Annotated in this window: 14 protein-coding genes and 3 pseudogenes; 9 read left to right on the top strand and 8 right to left on the bottom strand. The window is 41.6% G+C overall.

Features of this window, described 5'->3' with window-relative positions; all coding sequences use genetic code 11:
* Nucleotide 1: 1 nt before the first annotated feature.
* A complete protein-coding gene (locus SHEWPOL2_RS15025) occupies nt 2–1,279 on the bottom strand; it encodes a hypothetical protein (RefSeq protein WP_037429513.1) in 1,278 nt (425 codons plus the stop codon).
* Nucleotides 1,280–1,667: 388 nt separating this feature from the next.
* Here SHEWPOL2_RS15025 and SHEWPOL2_RS15020 point away from each other — a divergent pair, with 388 nt between their 5' ends.
* The gene (locus SHEWPOL2_RS15020) at nt 1,668–3,146 is read left to right on the top strand and encodes a histidine kinase N-terminal 7TM domain-containing protein (protein ID WP_037429511.1); all 1,479 of its coding nucleotides are present in this window, start codon (nt 1,668–1,670) and stop codon (nt 3,144–3,146) included.
* Here SHEWPOL2_RS15020 and SHEWPOL2_RS15015 read toward each other — a convergent pair.
* The 3 genes from SHEWPOL2_RS15015 to SHEWPOL2_RS15005 all read right to left on the bottom strand — a co-directional run bounded on the left by SHEWPOL2_RS15015 (nt 3,124) and on the right by SHEWPOL2_RS15005 (nt 7,465).
* Complete coding sequence (locus SHEWPOL2_RS15015) at nt 3,124–4,617, bottom strand: helix-turn-helix domain-containing protein (RefSeq protein WP_239642771.1); 1,494 nt, start codon at nt 4,615–4,617, stop codon at nt 3,124–3,126. The two genes, SHEWPOL2_RS15020 and SHEWPOL2_RS15015, sit on opposite strands and share 23 nt — an antisense overlap.
* A gap of 242 nt (nt 4,618–4,859) precedes the next feature.
* Complete coding sequence (locus SHEWPOL2_RS15010; RefSeq protein ID WP_037429507.1) at nt 4,860–6,224, bottom strand: ammonia-forming cytochrome c nitrite reductase subunit c552; 1,365 nt, start codon at nt 6,222–6,224, stop codon at nt 4,860–4,862.
* Nucleotides 6,225–6,253: 29 nt separating this feature from the next.
* Entirely contained in the window at nt 6,254–7,465 is a 1,212-nt protein-coding gene (locus SHEWPOL2_RS15005) for an NnrS family protein (protein WP_037429505.1), read from the bottom strand.
* A 189-nt stretch (nt 7,466–7,654) separates the two neighbouring features.
* Here SHEWPOL2_RS15005 and SHEWPOL2_RS23225 point away from each other — a divergent pair.
* The 3 genes and pseudogenes from SHEWPOL2_RS23225 to SHEWPOL2_RS14990 all read left to right on the top strand — a co-directional run.
* A pseudogene (locus SHEWPOL2_RS23225) lies at nt 7,655–7,844 on the top strand (IS630 family transposase); the annotation flags it as partial.
* A gap of 199 nt (nt 7,845–8,043) precedes the next feature.
* Nucleotides 8,044–9,595 (top strand): annotated as a pseudogene (locus tag SHEWPOL2_RS14995) (IS3 family transposase).
* 711 nt (nt 9,596–10,306) lie between these two features.
* Complete coding sequence (locus SHEWPOL2_RS14990; protein WP_037429501.1) at nt 10,307–12,046, top strand: tannase/feruloyl esterase family alpha/beta hydrolase; 1,740 nt, start codon at nt 10,307–10,309, stop codon at nt 12,044–12,046.
* A gap of 134 nt (nt 12,047–12,180) precedes the next feature.
* Here SHEWPOL2_RS14990 and SHEWPOL2_RS14985 read toward each other — a convergent pair whose 3' ends face one another.
* Nucleotides 12,181–12,921: a FadR/GntR family transcriptional regulator gene (locus SHEWPOL2_RS14985; RefSeq protein ID WP_050991382.1), complete on the bottom strand. Its 741-nt coding sequence runs from the start codon at nt 12,919–12,921 to the stop codon at nt 12,181–12,183.
* Between the two features lie 413 nt (nt 12,922–13,334).
* Here SHEWPOL2_RS14985 and SHEWPOL2_RS14975 point away from each other — a divergent pair, with 413 nt between their 5' ends.
* From SHEWPOL2_RS14975 to SHEWPOL2_RS14960, 4 genes are all read left to right on the top strand, one after another.
* Nucleotides 13,335–14,576, top strand: coding sequence for an OprD family outer membrane porin (locus tag SHEWPOL2_RS14975; RefSeq protein WP_192812106.1), 1,242 nt, complete (start codon nt 13,335–13,337; stop codon nt 14,574–14,576).
* A gap of 178 nt (nt 14,577–14,754) precedes the next feature.
* Nucleotides 14,755–16,416, top strand: a complete 1,662-nt coding sequence (locus SHEWPOL2_RS14970) for an FAD-binding protein (protein ID WP_037429497.1) — start codon at nt 14,755–14,757, stop codon at nt 16,414–16,416.
* A 59-nt stretch (nt 16,417–16,475) separates the two neighbouring features.
* Nucleotides 16,476–16,817 (top strand): cytochrome c3 family protein, encoded by a 342-nt coding sequence (locus SHEWPOL2_RS14965; protein ID WP_037429495.1) that lies wholly within the window; start codon nt 16,476–16,478, stop codon nt 16,815–16,817.
* Nucleotides 16,818–17,146: 329 nt separating this feature from the next.
* The gene (locus tag SHEWPOL2_RS14960; protein WP_157173875.1) at nt 17,147–18,139 is read left to right on the top strand and encodes a hypothetical protein; all 993 of its coding nucleotides are present in this window, start codon (nt 17,147–17,149) and stop codon (nt 18,137–18,139) included.
* 203 nt (nt 18,140–18,342) lie between these two features.
* On the opposite strand, the gene SHEWPOL2_RS14955 is transcribed toward SHEWPOL2_RS14960, so the two are convergent.
* Together SHEWPOL2_RS14955 and SHEWPOL2_RS14950 are read right to left on the bottom strand one after the other, a co-directional pair.
* Complete coding sequence (locus SHEWPOL2_RS14955) at nt 18,343–19,221, bottom strand: IS982 family transposase (protein ID WP_037429492.1); 879 nt, start codon at nt 19,219–19,221, stop codon at nt 18,343–18,345.
* Nucleotides 19,222–19,315: 94 nt separating this feature from the next.
* Nucleotides 19,316–20,345: pseudogene (locus SHEWPOL2_RS14950) on the bottom strand (IS3 family transposase).
* Nucleotides 20,346–21,316: 971 nt separating this feature from the next.
* Between SHEWPOL2_RS14950 and SHEWPOL2_RS14935 the strand changes: the two are divergent.
* Nucleotides 21,317–21,970: a GGDEF domain-containing protein gene (locus SHEWPOL2_RS14935; protein WP_157173874.1), complete on the top strand. Its 654-nt coding sequence runs from the start codon at nt 21,317–21,319 to the stop codon at nt 21,968–21,970.
* Nucleotides 21,971–22,003: 33 nt separating this feature from the next.
* On the opposite strand, the gene SHEWPOL2_RS14930 is transcribed toward SHEWPOL2_RS14935, so the two are convergent.
* The coding region (locus tag SHEWPOL2_RS14930; RefSeq protein WP_037429488.1) for an IS3 family transposase at nt 22,004–22,209 on the bottom strand (206 nt) is incomplete at its 5' end.

The following is a 22,209-nucleotide window of genomic DNA, read 5'->3' as shown; positions in this document are numbered from 1 at the left end:
CTTATTCTCCCGCCACCAATAAACCATCAACATTTAAAGAACTGGCAATGCGCTCAGAAATGATCGCCGCCACTGCGCTACAGCTTCTATCCATTGGGCAAGGATTACCGTTTTGTAACTGCTCGCTAAGCTCACTCACTAATTGCGGGAAGGTTTGATGCGCGCGTATACGGCGGTTGAGTTCAGCTCGGTCGGTAAAATCAACACCGTAAAAATGGTTGCTGCTTAAAACAAATACCACTGCGCTGCTTTCTACCGTCACCTCAGTGGTTGGTTGATTGGCGAGTTTTAGCCCTAGCATTAAAGGCTCGCCAGTGTGATCAATTAGCGTTAACAATTGATTTTTCTCGGGTAACGTGGCGATACTTGCTTCGGCTAGGTTTTTATCGAGGGATTTGGCGTAGGCATCGTTTACTAAAAACAAGGGTTGTTGCTGTTGCTCAGGGCTTAAGGCTTGAGTACCTATCTGTACATTGGTGAAATTTGCCGCTAATGCAAAATGGGCTTTTATGCTGCAATCAGCCGAGCCACTTTGGATAACATAGGTATTCTCCTTTAAGGTGCCATCGCAGCCACTCACTGTATCGACTCGATAACCTAGATTAGGCGTAAGGGTAAAAGATGCGCTTTGACCATGGTTTACCAGTTGGCTTTCAGGCGAAATAATCCCTCCCTCACTCGCACTGGCGGTAACGGTATAAGCAACAGGGGTAAAGCTAGCGTTAACCGTACAAGCACTCGTCACTGGTGAGCTGGTATAGGTATTGCCGCTTAAGTTGCCCTCACATCCCGTCACATTGGCGATGACAAAACCCGTTTGTGGGGTGAGAGTAAATTGCCCTTGCTGACCATACTCTAGTTGCAATTGCGCCGGAATTATCTGGCCGTTGCCCGTTATATTTGTATCTATTTGATAGCGATTACGCGTAAAAGTGGGAGTAATTTCGCAACTTTGCTGCACATTTTTAACCTGGTAAATATCGCCTTGTCGCTCACCATCACAGCCAGTGATCTGGTCAATGGAATAGCCAGGATTGGCGCTAATCACAAAGCTGGCTGAACCGCCTTTGTTGAGTTCAAGCTGTGCGGGCAAGATCGAGCCGCCCTCTGAGGCGACCGAACTGATGGTGACCCGAGTAACGCCACCACCATTATCCGGTTGCTCTGGTGAAGGATTAGCTCCTGCGTCATCTCCGCCACAGCCAGAAAGTATGCCACTGAGCATGGCAAACAAGGCTATCGAAAATGCCTGTGTAATTGATTTTTTTGCTCGAATCACGGTTATTCCCTTTTCTGCTTTATCTGTTATTGCCAAGCCCAAATCCACCAAGTGCTATCGTGATACTCAACAGCCCATTGACATTGAGCATTGAAATAGCGGTTTCTCGCGATAACAGATTAACGACTGAAAAATAAAGAACTTGTATGTGAACTCAGCGGGGGATTGAACGCAATCACCTTGGCGTATTAGTCCGAATAGTTGGCGTAAAAGTGCGAATAAATAATGCGGTTTAGGTGTCAGCCTTTTGTTTTATGCTTATTTCTTTCTTGTATTGATGACGTTAAGATAGGTGCGCATTTGTAGAAAAATGGATACTGAGCAGATATGCGTCAGTTAGCCGCGTGTGATTGATGTATGGGTTACGGCGTATTGAGAAGGCGTTAGCATGTTTGCTGATTTTACGGTTTTCAGTTGGGTATTGTTCGTTATCTCCGCGCTATGCCTCATCCTTGCCGGGGCAACACTTAAAATCCGTTATCAATCGGTCACGATTTGGTTTATTGGGCTGCTGCTGGCTTACGCGATTCAAGCCTTTGGTTATGCTTTTGAACTGACAAGCCATGAGCTAGATTCAATTAAATTTTGGCTCAATATTGAATTTGTAGGTGCCTGCTTTATTCCTACCTGTGTAGTCTTGTTTGCGGTGAGTTATCAGACCCGAACCTCGCCACCTTTATGGTTAGTGAGCAGTTTGCTTTCGATCAGTGCCATAGTGCTATTAGGCCAATTAACCAATGATTTGCATGGGCTAGGCTTTAATATTGTCGGGCTAGAAAAAGTGGATAACATCACTGTCACGACCAATCATTTAGGATGGCTGTACTTAGCGTATTCACTCTATATTCATTTGGCCGTTATCGTGAGTGTGATTATTTTTATCCGCTGCATGCAAAATACACATCCAGTATTAAGACCACAGATTTTACTCATTCTGGTCGGCATTACTTTAACTTGGCTGAACTATATTTGGACGCTTTTTGGCAATACTCCCTACGGCCTTGATATAGGTACTTTTGGTTTTATCTTTTGTACTATCGCCTTTGCGATAAGCGTGTTTCGTTATGACTTAATTAAACTCACCCCCATTGCACGGGATCAAATATTTCACCAAGTTGAACAAGGTTATATCGTGATTGATGAGCAATCGCGCTTAATTGACTATAACCCAAAGGCAAAAATCTTCTTGCCAGCACTATCGACGGGGAAAATAGGTCAACCATTAAGTAGTTTTATTGACCCATCGCTAGTGGCTGATAACCAAACTAAGGTGATCAGATTAAACGATGGTAAAAGAGTCCAAATACAGCGTTCACTCATGGGAAAAGACGCCGCCATGGCGATTGGCAGTGTGATCATGCTGTCCGATGTCACCGAAAAAGAGCAACTGCTCGAAGAAATGGAAAGAATCGCCAATACCGACTCATTAACGGGCTGCCATAACCGCCATGCATTACATTGCCGACTTAAACAACAAATTATTGAAAGTCGCCACCAGTTAACGCCGCTTTCTATTGTTGTATTGGATATTGTCGGCTTTCGTAAAGTGAATGAAGTTCACGGCTATACTGTTGGCGATATGCGCCTAAAACAGCTAAGCCATATCCTCAGTCATCACTTACCCAGTGATGCCATATTAACTCGTTATATTGGCGATATTTTTATTATTATTTTACCCCGCTATTGGTTAGAGGATGCCAATCAACTCGCGCTGCAACTAGCAGATAAAGCCAAACAACTGACCTCACTTGCTATCAGCACTTTTTGTGTTCAACACCTCTCTGAAGAAAGCGATCGACAAGTTATTGATCGCCTCTTAGGTGAGGCCATGCAATTAAAAAAACTTAAGCCAAGTTTGGCGGTTTAGTACTGGCATCCTTTTTAAATTGGCTGGGCGTTACCCCATATTCCGCTCTAAAGACGCGGCCAAAGTAATTTTGACTGGTAAAACCTGCATAGTAGGCCGCTTCTTTAACGCTGTGCCCTGCGACTAAAGCATCCTTAGCGATTTGTAATTGGGTTTGCTTTAAATATTGAGAATATGACAAGCCAAATACGCTTTGTACCCGCCGCTGCAATGAGCGGCTACTGGTATGAAACTGCTGTGCAACAAACTCAACCGTCAATTCCTGTGTGGTAATGTGCAGATCAATCACCCATCTTAAACGTTTAGCGAATTGTTCATCGAGGCTTTCTGTTGTGCTTAGCACAGGTGCAGAAGAGGGTTCTTGCACAGAATTTGTGGCTAAGGAAAGCGATAACATTTGCTGCTGCACAAGGCGCCTATTTTCAATTAAAGCATTTAACCTCACCACCAATAATGCGGGATCGCTGTTTTTGCTGACATAATCATCAGCATAACACTGCCATGCCTGTAAGCGCTGCTGCGGATCATCAACCGCAGTTAACATCACAAACGGAATAGCGGCATATTCAGGCTGATGTTTGAGTGTTGATAACCAACTGGCCGCATCGCCATCACTTAACTGGGTATCGCACAGGATTAATTCTGCGCCCTGTTCATCTAACTCATATTGCGCTCCTTGCCATGTTTGGCAAAGCGTGAGCCGAAAATCCGCCGCTAAGTGGTAATAAAGCCAATCCATAAACTCTGGTTCGCTCTCGACGATCAATATTTTAGCTTTGCTTTCATCGGCAATATGGTGCTTTAGATATCTGAAATCCGGCGTAAATAGCGGTAATTCATAGACAGTCGCTGGTAGGCATAGCGTATATTGCGCTATTGATTGTGAGCTATGCAGGCAACAGAGTTCCCCTCCATTTTCTTCCACCTGTTTTTTTAGCAGCAGGTAGCTGTCATCGGCATATTCTTCCCGCGTAGCCTCGACGTTACCCGTTAAGGTTAAGCGAAGCCCTTGCTGTGACTCTATCTCAAGTACATAGCCAGCTAAGCCTGTCGATTGTCTGACGTCCTGACAAAACTTATTAAAGACTTTTTCTAACAGTTCGAGATGGGTTTGAACAAGCAGATCGGGGATTTCACTGATATGAATGGGTAAAGGTTGTTGGCTTTTTGCCTTTTCGAAACTTAACTGATTTTTTAGCCAAGGTTGCAACAAAAATGGTGAGGATAACATCTGGCGAGATGACTCATTCCACTGCTTTGTACTCTCGAGTAACTGATTGATTCGCAGCAATAGTACATTCATCTCATCAGTATGGGTCTGAGTGTTGGCAATATAGGGTGCTAACCAAGTGACATTTTTTGTTATTTCAGTAAATAGCTGACTAAAGGTGCGCTGTTCACATTCACGTTGTTGCCTAAGCGATTGTATTATTTGATTAGCCTGAGTAAGTTCAGTCTGAAATGACTTCACCTTTGCTTTGTATGTACCTGTTAACTTGGCCAAATAGAAAGATAAAACCAAGATGATAGTAAGAGAAAGAACCCAAGGAAGTGATGACAACAACGCTTCTCCAATAGACACATTTAACGATGGGGATAGTAGCCATCCGCATTGTGAGGATTTCTTTATTTATGGCAATCCCCCTTAGTAGTTCTATATCACATTTTGATATGAACCAAACGCTAAACTACACCATTTGCAGGTATTATTTGCTAATAACCATATTGACTAACTGGTTGCCAGTGTTTCTTAACATCATTCTCAATAAACTTTTGTTTTTCTTTAATTAAATCGCCCTCTACTAACCCTATCGCTTGATGGGCCTTTTCTTTAGTGCTGATATCAGGATAGCTAACTTGGGTCACGTTAAGTTGCTTCAATATTCCAGCCAGCAGATGACGTGCTTCGCTCGCTTGTTCGATGGCTTTATCTAAAAGCTGCTTACCTTCCTCTGGATTATGTGCATACAAACCATGTGAAGACATCGCGAAGTCCCACCGCCACTGACTGTGGCGTATCGCCATAATAGGCTCATTCATGTTCTCCCATTTAGCACCAGCATCCCATGCAGCTTTGGCTTCATAGTGGGCTTTGACGAGCAGAGCTTCAACTTCGCGGGCTTTGGTCTCAATCGTTAATTTATTAGCCGCGAGCTTGGTTTCAATTTTGGTTTTACTGCTATGGCAGCTACTACAGCTATTATCAAAGTGCGGTAAAGCTTTATCAACTTTATGGCTAGTAAATTCAACACCTTTTGCATCCTGCTGGGTTGGCATATGACAGGTAATACAAGTAACACCGACTTCGGCATGTTTACTGCGACTCCAGTGTTCAAACTCAGGATGCCGTGCTTTGAGTATCGGCGTCTTTGAAAGAGGATGGATCCATTCGAAGAAGCGGCGAGTATCATAGTATTTTTCAATATCATCAGCGGTATTGCCAAATATCCAAGGAATGTTAACAACATTACTTTTTTCCGGACGGAAATAGTAAGTGACATGACATTGACCACAAACCTGCGCACCTTGCATATTAATATCTTGTTTATCGAATGGCAGGTGAATTTTAGCCATCGCGTCTTGCGCATGAGGGCGAGGTAAGGCTAATTTCTGAGTGCCAGATTCATGGCAATCGCTACAATACACAACGCTTTGGATTTCTTTACCAAGATCCGTAAAGTTTTTGGCGGAGTATCCTTCAAATCCCAGTTGTTCGATTAATCTTGGAGCATCAGGCGTTTTACAGGTCCAGCAACTGGCTGATAAACCTTTATCTCCTGCTTTAGGGGGCACACCGGTACGTAAAGTATGAGTCACATCGGCAACGGCAAAATGGTGTCCCCGTGGGCTATGGTACTCTTTGGCATAGGAAGAACCCGCCCAGAGTATGATACTGGCAGGATAATTGGCGAGCATATCCTCGCGTTCAACTTGTTCGGATGTGGCTTGCCAAGATTGATATTGGTTAGGATATTTTTGTTGATAGTTATTATCAGAAGCCGCAACAGCTGTACATATCGCAATAGAAGATAAACCAATAAATTTAAGTAATGCCGCTGTTTTTAAAGAATTTTTCATTTTATATCCTTTTTTCCATAAAATCACTATTAACCTGGGCGCCCATCAATACGGGGTCGGGTGAGTATTGGTAAGTAGTGCCATACAAATAGTGCAAATGCGATAAACCAACAACTAGCCGCTACCCATAACCAGACTTGAGTATGCGCGGGAAACCAAATAGCCATCAGAGCCCTGAACACCGCAGCTAACGGTAGGCAAATAAAAGCTAACATCATCTTAGGGCCTTCATAAATATTTCTACTTGTGTGCCCGAGTGACACTCTAGAGATCATCGAAAGACAGAGCGTTGCCATACAACCAATAGCAAATAGATGAAGCAAACTGCGATAAGCATATTCATTATCAAGATACCAACTCATAGATAATAAGCTGATTGGTAGCATTAAATAGGCAATATGCAAAGACCACAACATGGGTTCTTTCAGTGTTTTATGGGGTAACCATCGTGCAAATCGGACAAGCTGCAAAAGCCCGGCAATCAACAATAAGCCTCGTTCAACTTCAAGAGGGATGAAATGAATGAGTGATTGAATAACAAGCAAGATCATAGCCACGATAAGTGGGTACTCAATCCAAGTTAAGGGTTCAGCTTTGGTTGCCTTAATGCGCATAGCAGTAAAAAACGGAATGACGCGCCCACCAACAATTGTGATAAGTAAGGCTAACCACCATAACATGGCCTGCCAAATTTGATTGGCAAGGATAAAGTCACGTTCAAATAGAGCATAATAGCTGATGTTGTTAATCACGAGTGCAACAAACAACATAATTGGAAAACCAATATTACGCCATTGCTTAACCTTATAAATACAGCGCCATAGGGTAAGGCTTGCCAAGCCAAGAAACAATGAATCAAACAATGCAGGTAAGATGAGTGGAATTTGAATAGGGAGTAAAAGTAATAATCGTGCCAGCAACCAACAACTAAAGGTCAATGCAAGTGTCCATCCCTTTAATGTGGGTTGATTTGTCCAATTTTGAACAGCAGTAAGTAAAAAACCACAGACAATTGCGATTGCAAAACCGAACAACATTTCATGTGGATGCCACCATAGGGGCAATACTTTACTCCAAAAAGACGAAGGAAAAAAACTATATTGAGGAGTAAACCAAGTTATTAACCACAAAGGGATATATAACGCAGCTACTATTGCTCCCCCAAGAAAAAAAGGTCTAAAGCCAAGTCGCCATAACGCATGAGTTCGTTCGGTTTGTGTAGGATCATCAATATTTAGCATAGTTTTCAGCCTAGTAGCAGACGACACATAAGATGCATTAATTATACACTTTAAATTGAGCTGTTATGACCTTCAATTCAAACCAATCTTAAATTTTGGAACTAAGATCCCAAAGATGAATGTGTGAACTTGTTATAGAGAGCGAACAAAGCGAACTTGACATCCTCAAAGGGCGTTATTGCATAAGTTCAGATTACTGTTCAACTAGTATATTCACAGTGAGTCAACAAAATAGAGCTGCTATAGCTTGCTCTGTATGAAACGATGACTTGCAATATCAATATATAGTTGCTGGAACATCCGATAACTCCTCGTCAAGGTAGGCCATTTTATGGAGACCGTTTCACCATTTCCTAGCAACGGGCATGGGGCAGCTTAGATGTAGCAGTATTCAGATCAGTTATTTAGGTGTAATAGTTCTTCACGTGTCTATTATTAGCATCATGAGCCTCCACTTGAACCACCCCTAATTCATTATATTACTAATTTAATGATATGGGTCATAGATATGATACCCGCTCTGGCAGGATAGTTGTCACCACTTAAAATTTAACCAGTTGGGTCGTTAAGGCTTAATTGTGCCGAGTTACAGTGAAGAACGTAAGCTGCAGATTTTAAATAAGTTACTGCCGCCTTCGAATATGACCGTAGCTGAAGTATCAAGAAACGAAGGGATTGACGTGCAAACTTTGTATAATTGGCGGGATAAAACCAAACAACAAGGTCGTCCTGTGCCCGGAAGTAAACCAACCTCAGAACATTGGTCAGCAGAAGCTAAGTTTGCCACTGTGCTTGAAACTGCCACTTTAAATGAAGCTGAATTGAGCGAGTATTGCCGCGCAAAAGGCTTGTATGTTGAACAAGTAAAAGCCTGGAAAGCCGATGCACTGCGCGGGTTTATGAGCTCCCGCGAGCAGGAATTGGAAGCTAAACGACAGCGCCAAGCCGACCATAAAGAAATCAAACAGTTAAAAAACGAGTTGAGGCGTAAAGAAAAAGCTTTGGCTGAAACCGCAGCCTTGTTGGTGCTTAGAAAAAAGTTAAATGCGCTTTGGGAGAACGACAACGAGGACGATTAACCTTGGTCTCAGAGCGCGCGGAATATGTGAACTTGATACAGGAAGCGAACCTGGCTGGTGCCAGGCTTCATCTGGCCTGCGAAGAGGCTAGCATTACATTGCGTACCTATCGGCGCTGGTATCGGGATGGCAAGGTAACCGCAGATAAGCGGCCGGATGCGGTTCGACCACCGCCATCAAATAAGCTGACGGAAGCAGAGCAGGCGTTGATCGTCGAGGTGTGCAATTGGCCAAAGTTTGCCATCGCAAATCGTCCCTACACTGTTGGATGAAGATGAATATTATGGTTCTGAATCAACATTTTATCGGGTTCTAAAAGCTTCTGGTCAGCTGCATCATCGTGGCAGGAGCTTAGCGCCGAAGAACTCAGCGTTGCCAACGACCTTTACCGCAACAGGGCCTGGTCAGGTGTTCTGCTGGGATATCACCTACTTACCAAGCACGGTACGCGGGCAGTTTTACTACCTGTATATGCTGGAAGATTTATTCAGCAGGAAAATCGTTGGTTGTGAAGTGTTTGAACAGGAAAGTGGAGAAAACGCAGCAAAGTTGCTGGAGCAAACGTTGATCCGGGAGAAGTGTTTACACAGTGGCGTGGTACTGCATTCGGATAATGGGGCACCGATGAAATCGCAGACCATGCGAATAAAAGCGTATGAGCTTGGTGTGACAACATCGTATAAGAGGCCACGGGTCAGCAACGACAATCCGTTTGCAGAGTCGCTGTTCCGAACCTGCAAATACCGGCCGGACTGGCCATCATTAGGCTTTAAAAGCCTTGATGAAGCAAGAACTTGGGTACTTAAGCTTACTCGCTGGTATAACTACGAGCACAAACACAGCAAGTTGCGGTTCGTGACACCGCACCAACGTCATACCGGTCAGTACGTTTCGATACTGGCGCAGCGCAAAGAACAGATTGAAGCCGCTAAAGCAGCTAACCCAAATCGTTGGGGAAAACGCGAAGTACGAAACTGCGAAACCAGTAGAACCGACAACACTGAATCCGGAAAAAGAGTCAGTTAAAAAAGTAGAAAAACTGGCCGCTTAAAACGGTCAATAGTGACAACTAGCTTGATAAAAGCCTTAGTAATTATCTGTTTACTCATCCTATATTGCCAATATAAAACGGTACTATAGTAATAAATTTTTTCTTTTTAAATCGCAGGTAGGCGTGTCCTCTAGCTCTATACTTCCTATGCGACCATGTATCGCGAATCAACAAACCTCTCTTAGCATGTATCTATCACCATCGGTATAAGAATGATTCAGGCATAACAATAACTGCGGTAATCATCCACTAAAATATCAATATCTAAATTAGACACTATAACCCATTAATTTTATTGATCTATGTAACATCTCTAATAATTTCGCAAGTTAATTCTCAAATTTTGAAGATTATTATTGTTCACATAGGTTATACGTCATACATTTAAATATATCACAATTATTAAGTAAAAATACATCAAGTTGCAAATAGCCAAAAGAGGTGATTAATCGTTGTTTACTTTAATCTTCCTTTAATAAGCTTTTATAAAACAGACATTTAAAGATAGATAATTCATGAGTTGTTTCAATATCTTAGTTACGTTCTAGCTTTATGGAATGTTGTATCTACTCAAGAGGGACATTTCACCGATTTGCATAAAGAAACTAATTCGCGCTTCCCTGCGCCTATTCAAGGGTGTATCAAGTCCTTTTGGATACACCCATTTTTTAATACATCAGGTATTTAGCCTATTAAAGATGGAGTTTTAACATGGAAATAAAAAGCCAACTCGTTCCCTCAATGATATTATCAGGTCTTTTACTTAGTGCATGTGGTGATAATGAATCAACACCACCAAGCCCACATCTATCTCCTGCAACACCAGCAACTCTCAATATTTGCAGTAATATAGCTTCACAATTTGACTTCAAGAATACTGTCATCACAAGTTCTGAAATGGTTACAGCGGGTAAAGTTCAATATAATTCTACTGAAAGCTACTCCGCACCTGAACATTGTGTCATTAAAGGTTACATGAATGAAAGAATAGGTCTTGGACAGAACAGTCAAGCAGACACAAAATATGCAATTGGTTTTGAAATGCGCTTACCAAAAGATTGGAATGGGCGCTTTTATTACCAAGCAAATGGTGGGCTTGATGGCTCTGTCTCTAAAGCGGTTGGAAGATTAATATTTGCCGGTGGGAGCGATTCTGCAGCATTAAATAGTGGTTTTGCAGTTATCAGCTCTGATGCTGGGCACCCTACTCCTGCTCCACAATTTGGATTTGACCCACAGGCTCGGCTTGATTACGGATATAACGCTGTTGCCGAATTAACACCTATGGCTAAAAGCTTAATCAAAATTGCTTATGGTAAAGAGCCTGATAGATCCTACTTTGCTGGTTGCTCGAACGGCGGACGTCACACAATGGTAGCAGCAAGCCGTTATGCTGACATGTATGATGGTTTTATTGTCGGAAACCCAGGATTACACTTACCTAACGCTGCAGTTAGTCAACTCTACGGTGTCCAACAATACTCAAAATTAGTCACTTATAATCAAGACGGTTCGGAGATTTTAGCAACATTACAAAAAGCTATCACTCAAGAAGAGTTAGGAGTTGTATCACAGCAACTTCTCAAACAATGTGACAGTTTAGATGGTCTAAATGATGGTATGATTAACAATACTTATGCGTGTCAAAAGGCCTTTGATCTTGATCGTGATGTACCTACCTGTTCAGGTGAAAGAGATGGTACCTGCTTAAGTTCAACACAAAAAGAAGTGCTTAGTAATATCATGGCGGGGCCGCATAACATCAGAACTGGCGAGTCTATTTATGCTAACTTCCCCTATGATGCAGGCATCAGTGCTAATGACTGGTCTGGTTGGGAATACAATATGGCACTAACCCGAGACACTGGTTCTGTTGGCTATGTATTTAGCACTCCACCAACACCATTCGATGATAATGAACAGTCAGCCCTTTCGTTTATTCTGTCAACTTCCGTAGAAACGTTTGCCGAGCGAATTCATAACACGAGTTCCCTTTATACTGAATCAGGCTATGATTTTATGACACCGCCTGAGGCTACAAAGCTTTCAACGTTAAAAGAAAGGGGGGCAAAAATGATGGTATTCCACGGCACTTCTGATGCAGTATTTTCAGCAAACGATACTGTAAATTGGTATAAAGAGTTAGATAGTAATAACTCAGGTAAAGCTTCCGAGTTTACGAAGTTATACTTAATACCAGGTATGGGGCACTGTGGGAAAGGACCGACGACAGATAAGTTTAATATGGTCGATGCTTTAGTAAACTGGGTCGAAAATGGTGTTACCCCCTCAGAAATTCTAGCATCCGTTCGTGGGGATAATACTGAGCTCCCTGTTGACTGGTCAAAGTCACGTACTCGTCCACTTTGCCCATTCCCACAAATTGCTAAGTATAATGGCACTGGCGATATTGAAAGTGCAGCAAGTTTTACCTGTGTAGTTCCTGAATAGAATCAATATATAAATTGCCACTTAATTGGTCTTTAAGTGGCAATTTAATAGTTATTCCTCATTCAAAAAACTCAGTATTATCCGTGTAGGCTGGCAGTTTTGAAGACAAATAAATTAGTCTTTATAAAATGATATCAACTGACTGGGCAATTTTTATATTTTCCTTCAGCTTCAGCTACTCGAAAGCCAAAATCGATCAAATGAAGGCGCATTTCAACCTCAGCTTTATCTTCATCTCCATCAACGACAGCTTGGATTAATTTGTCATGTAGCCCCGCGGGATGGATTTCATCAGTCGGCGGTTCAAAGCTTAAAGTATTTTGACGAAGTAATAGCAGTAGCGATTTGGCTATAGCTTCTAAGCAACGATTTCCACAAATTTCAGCCAAAATAAAATGTACTTGAGAGCGTAATAACACAGTCGTTGGATATTCTAATGTATCGTTTTCATGTTTACTGGCCTCTTGCAACTTGGCCGCCTGTTCTACAGTACAATTTCTCGCAGCCAAACGAGCAACCTGTGGTTCAAGCAACATTCGAACTTGGATAATTTCAGGTAAGGACATTTTTCCCATTGTTAATAGGTCTTGACAGGCATTGCTTAAGCGTTCGAAGTTAATCTGCTTAACAAAGGCCCCCCCTGTTGCTCCCTGACGGATTTCTACCAAACCACTCGCTTCAAGGATTTTTATAGCCTCTCTAACCACAGTACGGCTGACCATGAACAGATCGATTAACTCTCGCTCCGAAGGAAGCTTTTCTCCAGCTTTATACCTGCCCTCAAAAATGGCTTCTTTTAATTGCTGGCCAACTTCTGTCGATGCTCTTAGCTGCTTAATCGGTTTGAAGGAAATCAAATTATCTTCTCGAATCAAAATTAATTTGAAATCCTATCATAAATCAAACTGATGTATGAATAATCATCATCTCAATCCGACTAATATTTTACTAAAAAGGCTCATCTATTTTAATCGGGCGCGCGACTGTCGCCGCACCAGATATCAAACATAACAAATTGAATTAAAAATACTTTTAACAAAGCCATATTCCTAAAGCTGAAGCTGCTTTCAATAAAATTAGCACCTAACCATTGGCAAAATTCCGGATTCTCTGCATTGATTTTTTGTTGATCTAAGTTACATCTCCTCGATTTTCGCAACTTCATTCTCACATTTCAAACAATCCAATTGATACAACAGGTAATACGTCATACATTTAACAAAAGACATTGGTGACTTTTGAAAAGCCTAAAATCGCTTTAGGCTACTAATAATAGGAAGAGATGATGATGATGATGAAAAAGTCTTATTTATCCTTGGTCGTTTTGTCAGCACTAGCGGTACCAGCAGTTGCGGACACCACTATCGACAAGATGTTCAGTAAAGGCACAGTAAAAGGTGAGTTACGTCTTTTAGATTTCACTAAAGATTTTGATGAAGGTACCACTACCCAACACACCACATCACTCGGCGGATTGTTTTATTACAACACAGCAAAAGTGAATGGTTTGAGTATCGGGACGAGTTTTGCCTCTGCAAACCCGATTTGGGTTAACGACTCCGATGCGGTTTACAACTTAGTGGGCCGAGATGCGAATGGTGATCACCAGAGCGTCAATCGCATGCAGGAATATTATGTTCAAGGCGATTGGTGGAATACTCAATTTCGTTTAGGTGCTCAAGAGTTACGTACGCCAATGATGAACCCCCATGATATCCGCGCCATACCTCGTACCTACCGTGGCTTTTCAGCCGAAAACCACAGCATTGAAAATCTGACACTATCAGCGCTCTACATCACCGATTCTATGGGGTGGACCGACGAACGCTTTATCTCTGTGAGTGAGGCTGTAAAAGCCGAAGTCAAACGTAATACCGGCAACGTCGTTGATGTTGAAGATAATCCGATGTACGCCGTTGGCGCCAAATATCAACTGCCATTTGAAACGGTGAAAACCCAAGTCAACCTCTGGCAATACTATATGGAAGATGTATTTCAACAGACCTATGCCAAGGTAAATCTTTCGACCCAATTGGGTGCCGCTAATCTGTATTTCATTCCTTCCTATCTCAATCAACAGGCAACGGGCAATAAATCCGCCGGTGAACTGGATACCTATCAATATGGTTTCCATTTAGGGGCTAAATTTGCTGGCGTAGATGCCACATACATGTTCGCTAAAACCGGTGACGATACTGTACTGACGCCATGGGGCGACGACAAGGTTGTGATTCAACAGGTATACCAATCCGCGCTCGCCAATGAAGAAGTCAACGCCTTAAAACTGGAATACGACTTCGGCCAAGTCGGTGCTAAAGGCCTAAGCGCCTATGCATTCTACGGAGATTATGACTCTCCCGAAAGTCTGAATGACTTTACCGAAACCAACTTCTCAGTGACCTATAAGTTTGGCGGTGTCTTTGAGGGCTTAGGTGTGAGAGCACGCTATGCAATGGTCGATTTTGACCAGAAGGAAGATCTCAACGATCTCCGCTTATACCTGACTTACAAGTTCGCTTTAGGTCATTAATTCGCGCGCTCCCATGCGCCTACTTACAGGGTGTATTAACGTCCTTTGGATACACCCCTTTTTTTTAGGCCTTTGTCACTTGGCTAACGAGCCGTTTGCCAGTCAGACCCTTGGCCAAATCTTATGTCGTTATTCAGAGCGAATATAGCCTAACGATATAGTCAACGGAGTAATGAAAATGAGTAAAGAATCGAGAGAAATTGACCAATATACCGCACATGTTTTGCAGAATGGTCTATCACGCCGAAGCTTCTTAACCCGCGCTGCTATTGGTACCGGTGGCTTAGCCTTTGCAGGATTAACAGGTTCTGCTAGTGCTTCACCAGTTTCTACACACGCCCAGGAATATGCACAAATCGGTCACGCAACACTGGAGTTTATGCCTAAACCAAAGGCAATTCCTGACAGTGAAATTGCTTCAACCCAAACCTTCGATGTGGTTGTGGTGGGTGCTGGTGCCTCTGGTGTTCCAGCTGCATTATCGGCAGCAGAAAACGGTGCTAAGGTTGCCGTTCTCCAGAAACAAGCAATCGTTGTCGCACAGGGAAACACAGGCTCTGGCTTAGATCTGAAAAAGAGCGATAAAGCAGGTATTGAAGCTCTGGTAAACCGCTTAATGGCCGACAACGCCCACCGCAGCAACCCAGCACTACTGAGAAGCTGGGCCTACAATTCAGGCGAAGCTGTATCTTGGGTTATTGATCGCGCGAAACAAGGCGGTGCTTCTGTTGTTGATCAAGGAACTAAGCCACAGCACGGTATAAAGGGCATTACCGAATATCCACTGGAGTTTGTGACCTCATTCTTTGGTCCTAAGCCTTATACCGCAGGTGACGGTATGCGTGCTTTGGCAAAAACTGCCGAAAAAGCAGGGGTCAAATTCTTCTTTAACACTCCAGCTAACCAGCTGATCCAAGATGCTACAGGTAAGGTGATTGGGGTCATCGCCCAAAATCGTGATGGTAAATATCATAAGTTTATGGCTAAAAAGGGTGTGATTTTGGCTGCAGGTGACTACCAAAATAACAAAGCCATGTGTGACTTCTTCATTCCCGATCTTAAAAACTTCGAGCGCAAGCAAATGGATAGAACCGGTGACGGCTTTGTCATGGCGTATTGGGCGGGCGGCGTGATCGAACCTGCTGGTCACACAAAAATGCTCCACGACTTTGACGCAGGTCCGGCGGCAATGTGTGACATGCCATTTCTCGTGGTAAATCGTAAAGGGGAACGTTTCGTCAACGAAGCAGTAGAAATGTCATTGATGAATAACTACCTGCGCAGTGAAGCTGACCAAGGTTGTTACTCTCAAGTTTTCGATTCTAACTATATGGAGCAAGCCAAAAACTGGCCAGGTAAAGCCTATACACCTGAAGAATTGAAAAACTACATGCCAGAGGATCCTTCTGAGAAGAAAGGTGTATTCCCATCACAAATCAATACCTTCGTGGCTGACACCCTAGAAGAATTAGCGGTGAAATTAGGTTGCGACCCTAAAACCTTCGTGAAAAACGTGAACCGTTACAACGAGCTATGCAAAACCGGACGGGATGAGGACTTTGGTAAAGCACCAAGCAAAATGGCTCCCGTGTTAAAGGCTCCATTCTATGGTATTCACCGTCGCATGCGCCTATCAGCAATCACTTCGGGCGTATTAGTTAACGAAAACCATCAAGCTCTTGATGCAGATGGTAAACCCATTGGAGGCTTGTTCATCGTCGGTAACATGGGGGGCGGTTTCTACGGTGGCGTTGACTATCCATTAACGGTATTTGGTTTGTCCTTAGGTCGTTGCTACACCTTCGGCTACTTAACCGGCAAATATGTCGCCAAGTTATAAGGTCATCAATACTGGTGCCTATATAAGGCATCTTTCAAAATGAATAACGGGATCAAATTATGAAGAACTTAACGATTATTCTTTCACTGGCATTAAGCCTATTGGCTGGCAGCACCTTTGCCGCAGAACAACTACTTGATCAAACTCACATGGCCAAGGGCCTAAAATGTACTAGCTGTCATCAAGGGGAAACCCGTGAAGCAGTGCCTATGCTGAAATGTGCGCAGTGCCATAATACCGCTAAGTTAGCGGTAAAAACTGAGAATTTTAAACCAACAAATCCACATAACAATCGCCACTTCAGTACCGAAACTGACTGTGCTAAGTGCCATCATGTTCACCAAAAATCTGAAAATTACTGCAAAGGATGTCACTTGAAATTTGATTTTGTAACGCCTTAATGGGTCATTTTTATAAATTTAAAATTGAAAAACCACCTCTTACTTGTTGAGGTGGTCTTCTATTACGATAATTTTTTATAAACTATGAGTTATCATTATCAGTTTCCTACACGACTATACAACTAGGCGTTTTAGATATGATTGATGTATTTTTCTTTCACAAAGCAAAATATACCAGACGTATATATTATATAAATATGTGCTCTATGTCGCCATAAAGTAAAATATTATCAACTAATATACACATAAGAATAACTAGTAGAAACTATTGCACCATGACATATAGGCAATACATTAAAGTAAACATACAAATATTACAGATATTAACGGTGTTCATTATCGTCACAATCTTTTTCATTAAAAATAAATTTATTATTCAGTTTCCAGAACACTTTAAGATTACGCAACAGTTTCTCAGTGATATAGCTCCTGGTGCAATATTGATTTGTGCACTGCTTGGCATTTGCCACTTCCTTATTAACCAAAATCTAAATTACTCATTAAGCAAGTCAACAATGCCGCTAAATCAAAAAATTTTTGGTTTAACCTTCTTATTAGGTTGTTCAAACTTATTACTTTTTTTGAAAGCTGAAAAGCAAAAGCTTACACAATGTGATCGATTCATAGTTTTATTACTCGGGCTTAGTTCTGCAGGGGGCATTAGCTGTATTTCACTCTCTTCATTAGGTATACCTATATATCAAATTCTAATAGCTAGTATTGCATTGCCCTCTTTGATAATCGTCATTTCCATCCCCATCAGTATCAGAAGCTCTAGTTTATCGATAAAAAATTTAGATAAAAGTACTCACGATAAATCCGAACCCCAAAAATTATCTTCATATCTAATCCAGTACCTAGTGGGAGCAAGTAAACTTACTGCCAATAAAGCAATTACCATTATGTTTTTTGAAGCGATAAAAGGTTCAGCATATAAGTTTAATATCGACTGGAGCAATCTGACACACTACCCAACACTACTCTTTAAGGATTTAGGGCTTACATCTATGGCTGCTGATGTTATCACACATGCATGGATTGCAAAAACCTTAGCAAATCGGGAGGCTGCACTAATTGATATTACTAATGCGGGGATATATGACGACTTATCATTAGTACAACAAATACTGGTACTCTCTTTACTGATAAATATAGCAAGTGTGAGTGCATTAATTGTTATAGCTCTGAATATTTTATCTTTATTTGGCATGCAAGCAATGCAATACCTTAAGATACTTCCTATTGCGTTTTTAATAGTTAATCTAGTGCCAACGCTGCCAGTTATTCTCTATGCTTTATCACTCAATTATTTCTATTATTAACTTTTGATCGTTCATAAGTTTAGCCAACATTTATTTTCCGCTAAAAATTTATTTCTTGAGTCAGGCTTAGATGGACGCACCTCCTTTCTAGCGTCGCTGTACCAAACTTTAGGTACAAGTCAGAGCAGGAGTTAGTAACATGTCTATCAAGATTGTTGGTATTGATCCGCTAACTCTGGACACTTAACTAACCTGAGATCGGTTTAACAAGCCATAACTGCAATAGCATTAAACTCCGCGTGAGTGATGTTCAGTTGTGGCTTATTGTAGGCGATAAGTCCCGCAATCATATTGAGCATAAAACCATGCACGCTGCGGTGTCTAGAGAGCTCTATTTGAGAGATATTTTTTAACTGGTCGTTGATGGTTTCTATGATGAAACGTCTCGACAGCATCGCTCTATCCCACAACGACATTGCCTTCGCTTTCATATTCTTACGCACGTTTGTCACTAGTGTGACGCCTTTTTCCAGCAATTCACTCGATAGCGCTTTACTGATATACCCTTTATCTGCATAGAGTTTATTCATATCACTGTGCACCATCTCTTTCACCGGTTTTGTGTCATGTTCATTCGCTGGTGTCACTTTGGCCGCCAGGATTCCACCTTGATGATTCACAATCAAATGCAGCTTAAAGCCATAGAACCACCCCATGGTGCCTTTTCCTCTGCACGCCAGTCCCGCTAAGGTTTTATGGCGATGAATACGTAGGTTATGACACACTTTGATGCTGGTTGAATAAACAAATTCAATGCCAGTGGGATCACTCTTGAGGCTGGCAAAGTAGCTGCAAAGCGGCACTAAAGCCGTGGGCATCACCTCAAGAAAGCGGGTATAGCTGAGTAAATTAGGAAAAGCAGATTTGTAGAAATGAGCCAGATAGCCGATGTAGAAGTTCTTGAAATCACGGTGGTGGGACATCTGAAAAAGTATGATGATGGTCATCACTTCGCTCATCGTCATACGGCCAGCGCGTTGACGCTTGCGTGTGCCATTGGTTAACAGCGTTTTTTCCCATTCAGGAATGAAAACAGTGCAAAAATCATCGACATCGCAAAACACTTCCACTAATTTATGCATAGGCCCTACGGTGTGATGGGGTTTCTCTTGGTCGAAAGATCCGATCACTTGGAGGGCTATTAGTTCAAATTTTCTTATCCCGAGTTCAGGTTAACTAAGCACTATGTTTCAGTTCAAAATTCTCAGGGCTTAAATAGCCAAGTGAACTATGCCTTCTGGTTTTGTTGTAATCAACTTCTATATACTCAAACACGGTTTTTCTCATGGTTTCTCTGTCCATGATTGGCTCATACTGAATGACCTCAACCTTCAGCGAATGGAAGAAGCTTTCTGCACAGGCATTGTCCCTGCAGCAGGCTTTACTGCTCATGCTTTGGATAAGCTGAGATTTTTCAATCAGATCTCGATACGCATGTGAACAATATTGGCTGCTGCGGTCACTATGAACGATTACGTTTTTGGGAACCCACAACGAAACAGTGCCATCGTCAGCGCGTCACAAGCCAGCTGAGCCGTCATGCGGTTACTCATCGACCTGCCAATCACGGCGCGTGAGTACAAATCGATAATCACCGCCAGATAGAGCCTGCCTTCGCTCGTCATCAGATAGGTGATATCACCGACCCATTTTTGGTTCGGGCCGGTTGCATCGAAGTTCTGCTCCAGCAGGTTTGGCGCAACTGGAAGCTGGTGAGCGCTGTCAGTGGTTGTCTTGAATTTACGTGCAGCTTTTGCCACCAAATTTTGCCTTGTCATGCTGTTCATAATGGTTTCAAATCTGTGAACTCTCCAACTGCAGCGAGGTCAACTTGAATACGCCGAGCACCGGAGCGTTCCTTGCTATGGACATTGGCTTTAGGCGAAATTAGTGCTGGTGTTCGAGCATAAATTCGAATCGGTTTATTTTTGATTCTTCGCGAAGTAGGTGGCCGCCTTTTTTAGGATTGCTAAATCCTTCGCTTGGTCACCTAACTGGCGTTTTAACTTGGCAACTTCAGCAGCAAGCTCGGCTTCGCGCTGGCTAGTTGTGGATTTTTTCCAGTGGCAGAACGCCAGTTATAAAGTTGTGATTCGTAGATTTTGAGCTGTCTGGCCGCTTCAGCAACACCGACTCGTTCTGCTAGTTTCAGGGCTTCACCTTTAAATTCAGCAGTGTGAGTCTTGCGGATCTTTTTGGTTATCATATTCACCTCGTTAAGTCACTTTACTCACTTAGCGTGGTGTCCAAAAGTATTGGGTCAGATCAATTGAAAGACAATAAGCCACAACTGAACCTCACTAACACTGAGTTTAATGCTATTGCAGTTATGGCTCGTTAAACCGATCTCAGGTTAACTAAAAGAGATTTAGGCAATCTGTGATGATTCAGCTATCTCAGCCTTCGGTTGCAACTGTAGTGACTGATGACTTGACAAGAAACTTTTATTTTCACAGTTAAACTTGTTGATAAACAGAAGTTTACATATTTATTAACTTCATAGGCTTGGATAAATTCTTACTAGGCCGACTATTGTTATTGCACGTATCTCATTTACAAATCATTTACTTTAGATAAAATTAATATATTGCGGTGCAATGTTGGAGTCTGTATAGAGAGTTCAGGTTAATTCCACATGAGTACATGTATTTATAATCTAAGACGAATTAATTACAAATTTTTAAATATCTGCTAAAATTAAGTTATTGTTTAAAAATGGTTCTTGGGTAGTCTGACTTCTATGCCTATTAAACTCAGAGCAAGTGCATCCACATTTCTTAGTATGTTAAAATCAGAGGTGACTCCCGCATATTTGCAAAAAAAAATGCTCGACCATCGTCTTTATACTATTTTTCTCATTTTATCCTTCATTCCTTTATCTATAATTGATTATTTTTTCGAACATAATGACTTCAACCTAAAATCTGATAGTTTATTATTAGTTCATATTTTATATCTTTGGCTTGCAATTCCAGCTTATGTTTTATATAAAAACACTGATTACAGAATAAATTATTTAACATTAATACTGGTCATAATTTTATCCAGTATTCATTCAGTAATTATTTTTAATATAATGAATGCTGAAGCCATACTAATTGTAAGTGAAATTGTTACATTTCCGTTTTTATATTCTTTATATTAATAGGTATATCATTATATTTACAGGTTATTACATTGCTTGCTTCAATTTTCATCCATTTATATCTACACTTTGAAGGAGCAGTTGAAAAAGTTTCAAGTGATCTTTATTTGCAGATAATGGTCCAATCTAGTTTTTCAGCAATATTTATTATGGCCATTTTTTCATGGAGTTATCACAATCGTTACTATTTAGAGATTGCTTTAGAGAAATCATCAAGTACAGATCCTCTCACTGGTTCAGCCAATAGACGGCATTTTAATAATTTCATATTAGCGGAAGTTACTAGATGTACAAGAACCCAACAAAACTGCTCTTTAATCTTACTCGATATTGACTTTTTTAAACGTATAAATGATACATTCGGTCATCCATCGGGTGATCGTGTAATCTGTGCATTAGCACATATATGTGTAGAAAACTCTCGAAAGATTGATTTAGTCGCAAGACTGGGCGGTGAAGAGTTTGCCATAGTGATGCCTAACACAAATGTTACTGAGGCATATAATCTAGCTGAAAGAATCAGAGTGAATGTGGAAAGCACAATCGTTTTAAGTGATAGTAATGAGGATATAAACTGGACAGTCAGTTTAGGTATATCGCAGTATAGTGCGCCTGTTAGTGAAGAGTTATTTTCAGAAGAAGCTGCAGTTGAATCACTTATTTGTACTAGCTCAGACCTGATCTGACAGTTGCCCATTTTTTAGGGTGTCACTGTCAGCTTAGATTTGAGCTAAATTCTTTTCAGCCCAAACCCGTTTCCCATCGATTAATGTGGTCATTGGTGTTCTACCACAGCACATTTTACCTTGATGGGTTCGTTCATTGTTGTAATAAGCCAGCCATTCGTCCAGATCTTTCTGTAGTTCCTCCATGTTGCCATAGAGTTTTTTGCGGAAAGTCACCTGATAAAACTCATTCAAAATGG

Source organism: Shewanella sp. POL2, assembly GCF_000282755.1.
GTDB classification, from domain to species: domain Bacteria; phylum Pseudomonadota; class Gammaproteobacteria; order Enterobacterales; family Shewanellaceae; genus Shewanella; species Shewanella xiamenensis.
This window is presented reverse-complemented; position numbering and strand designations above follow the sequence as displayed.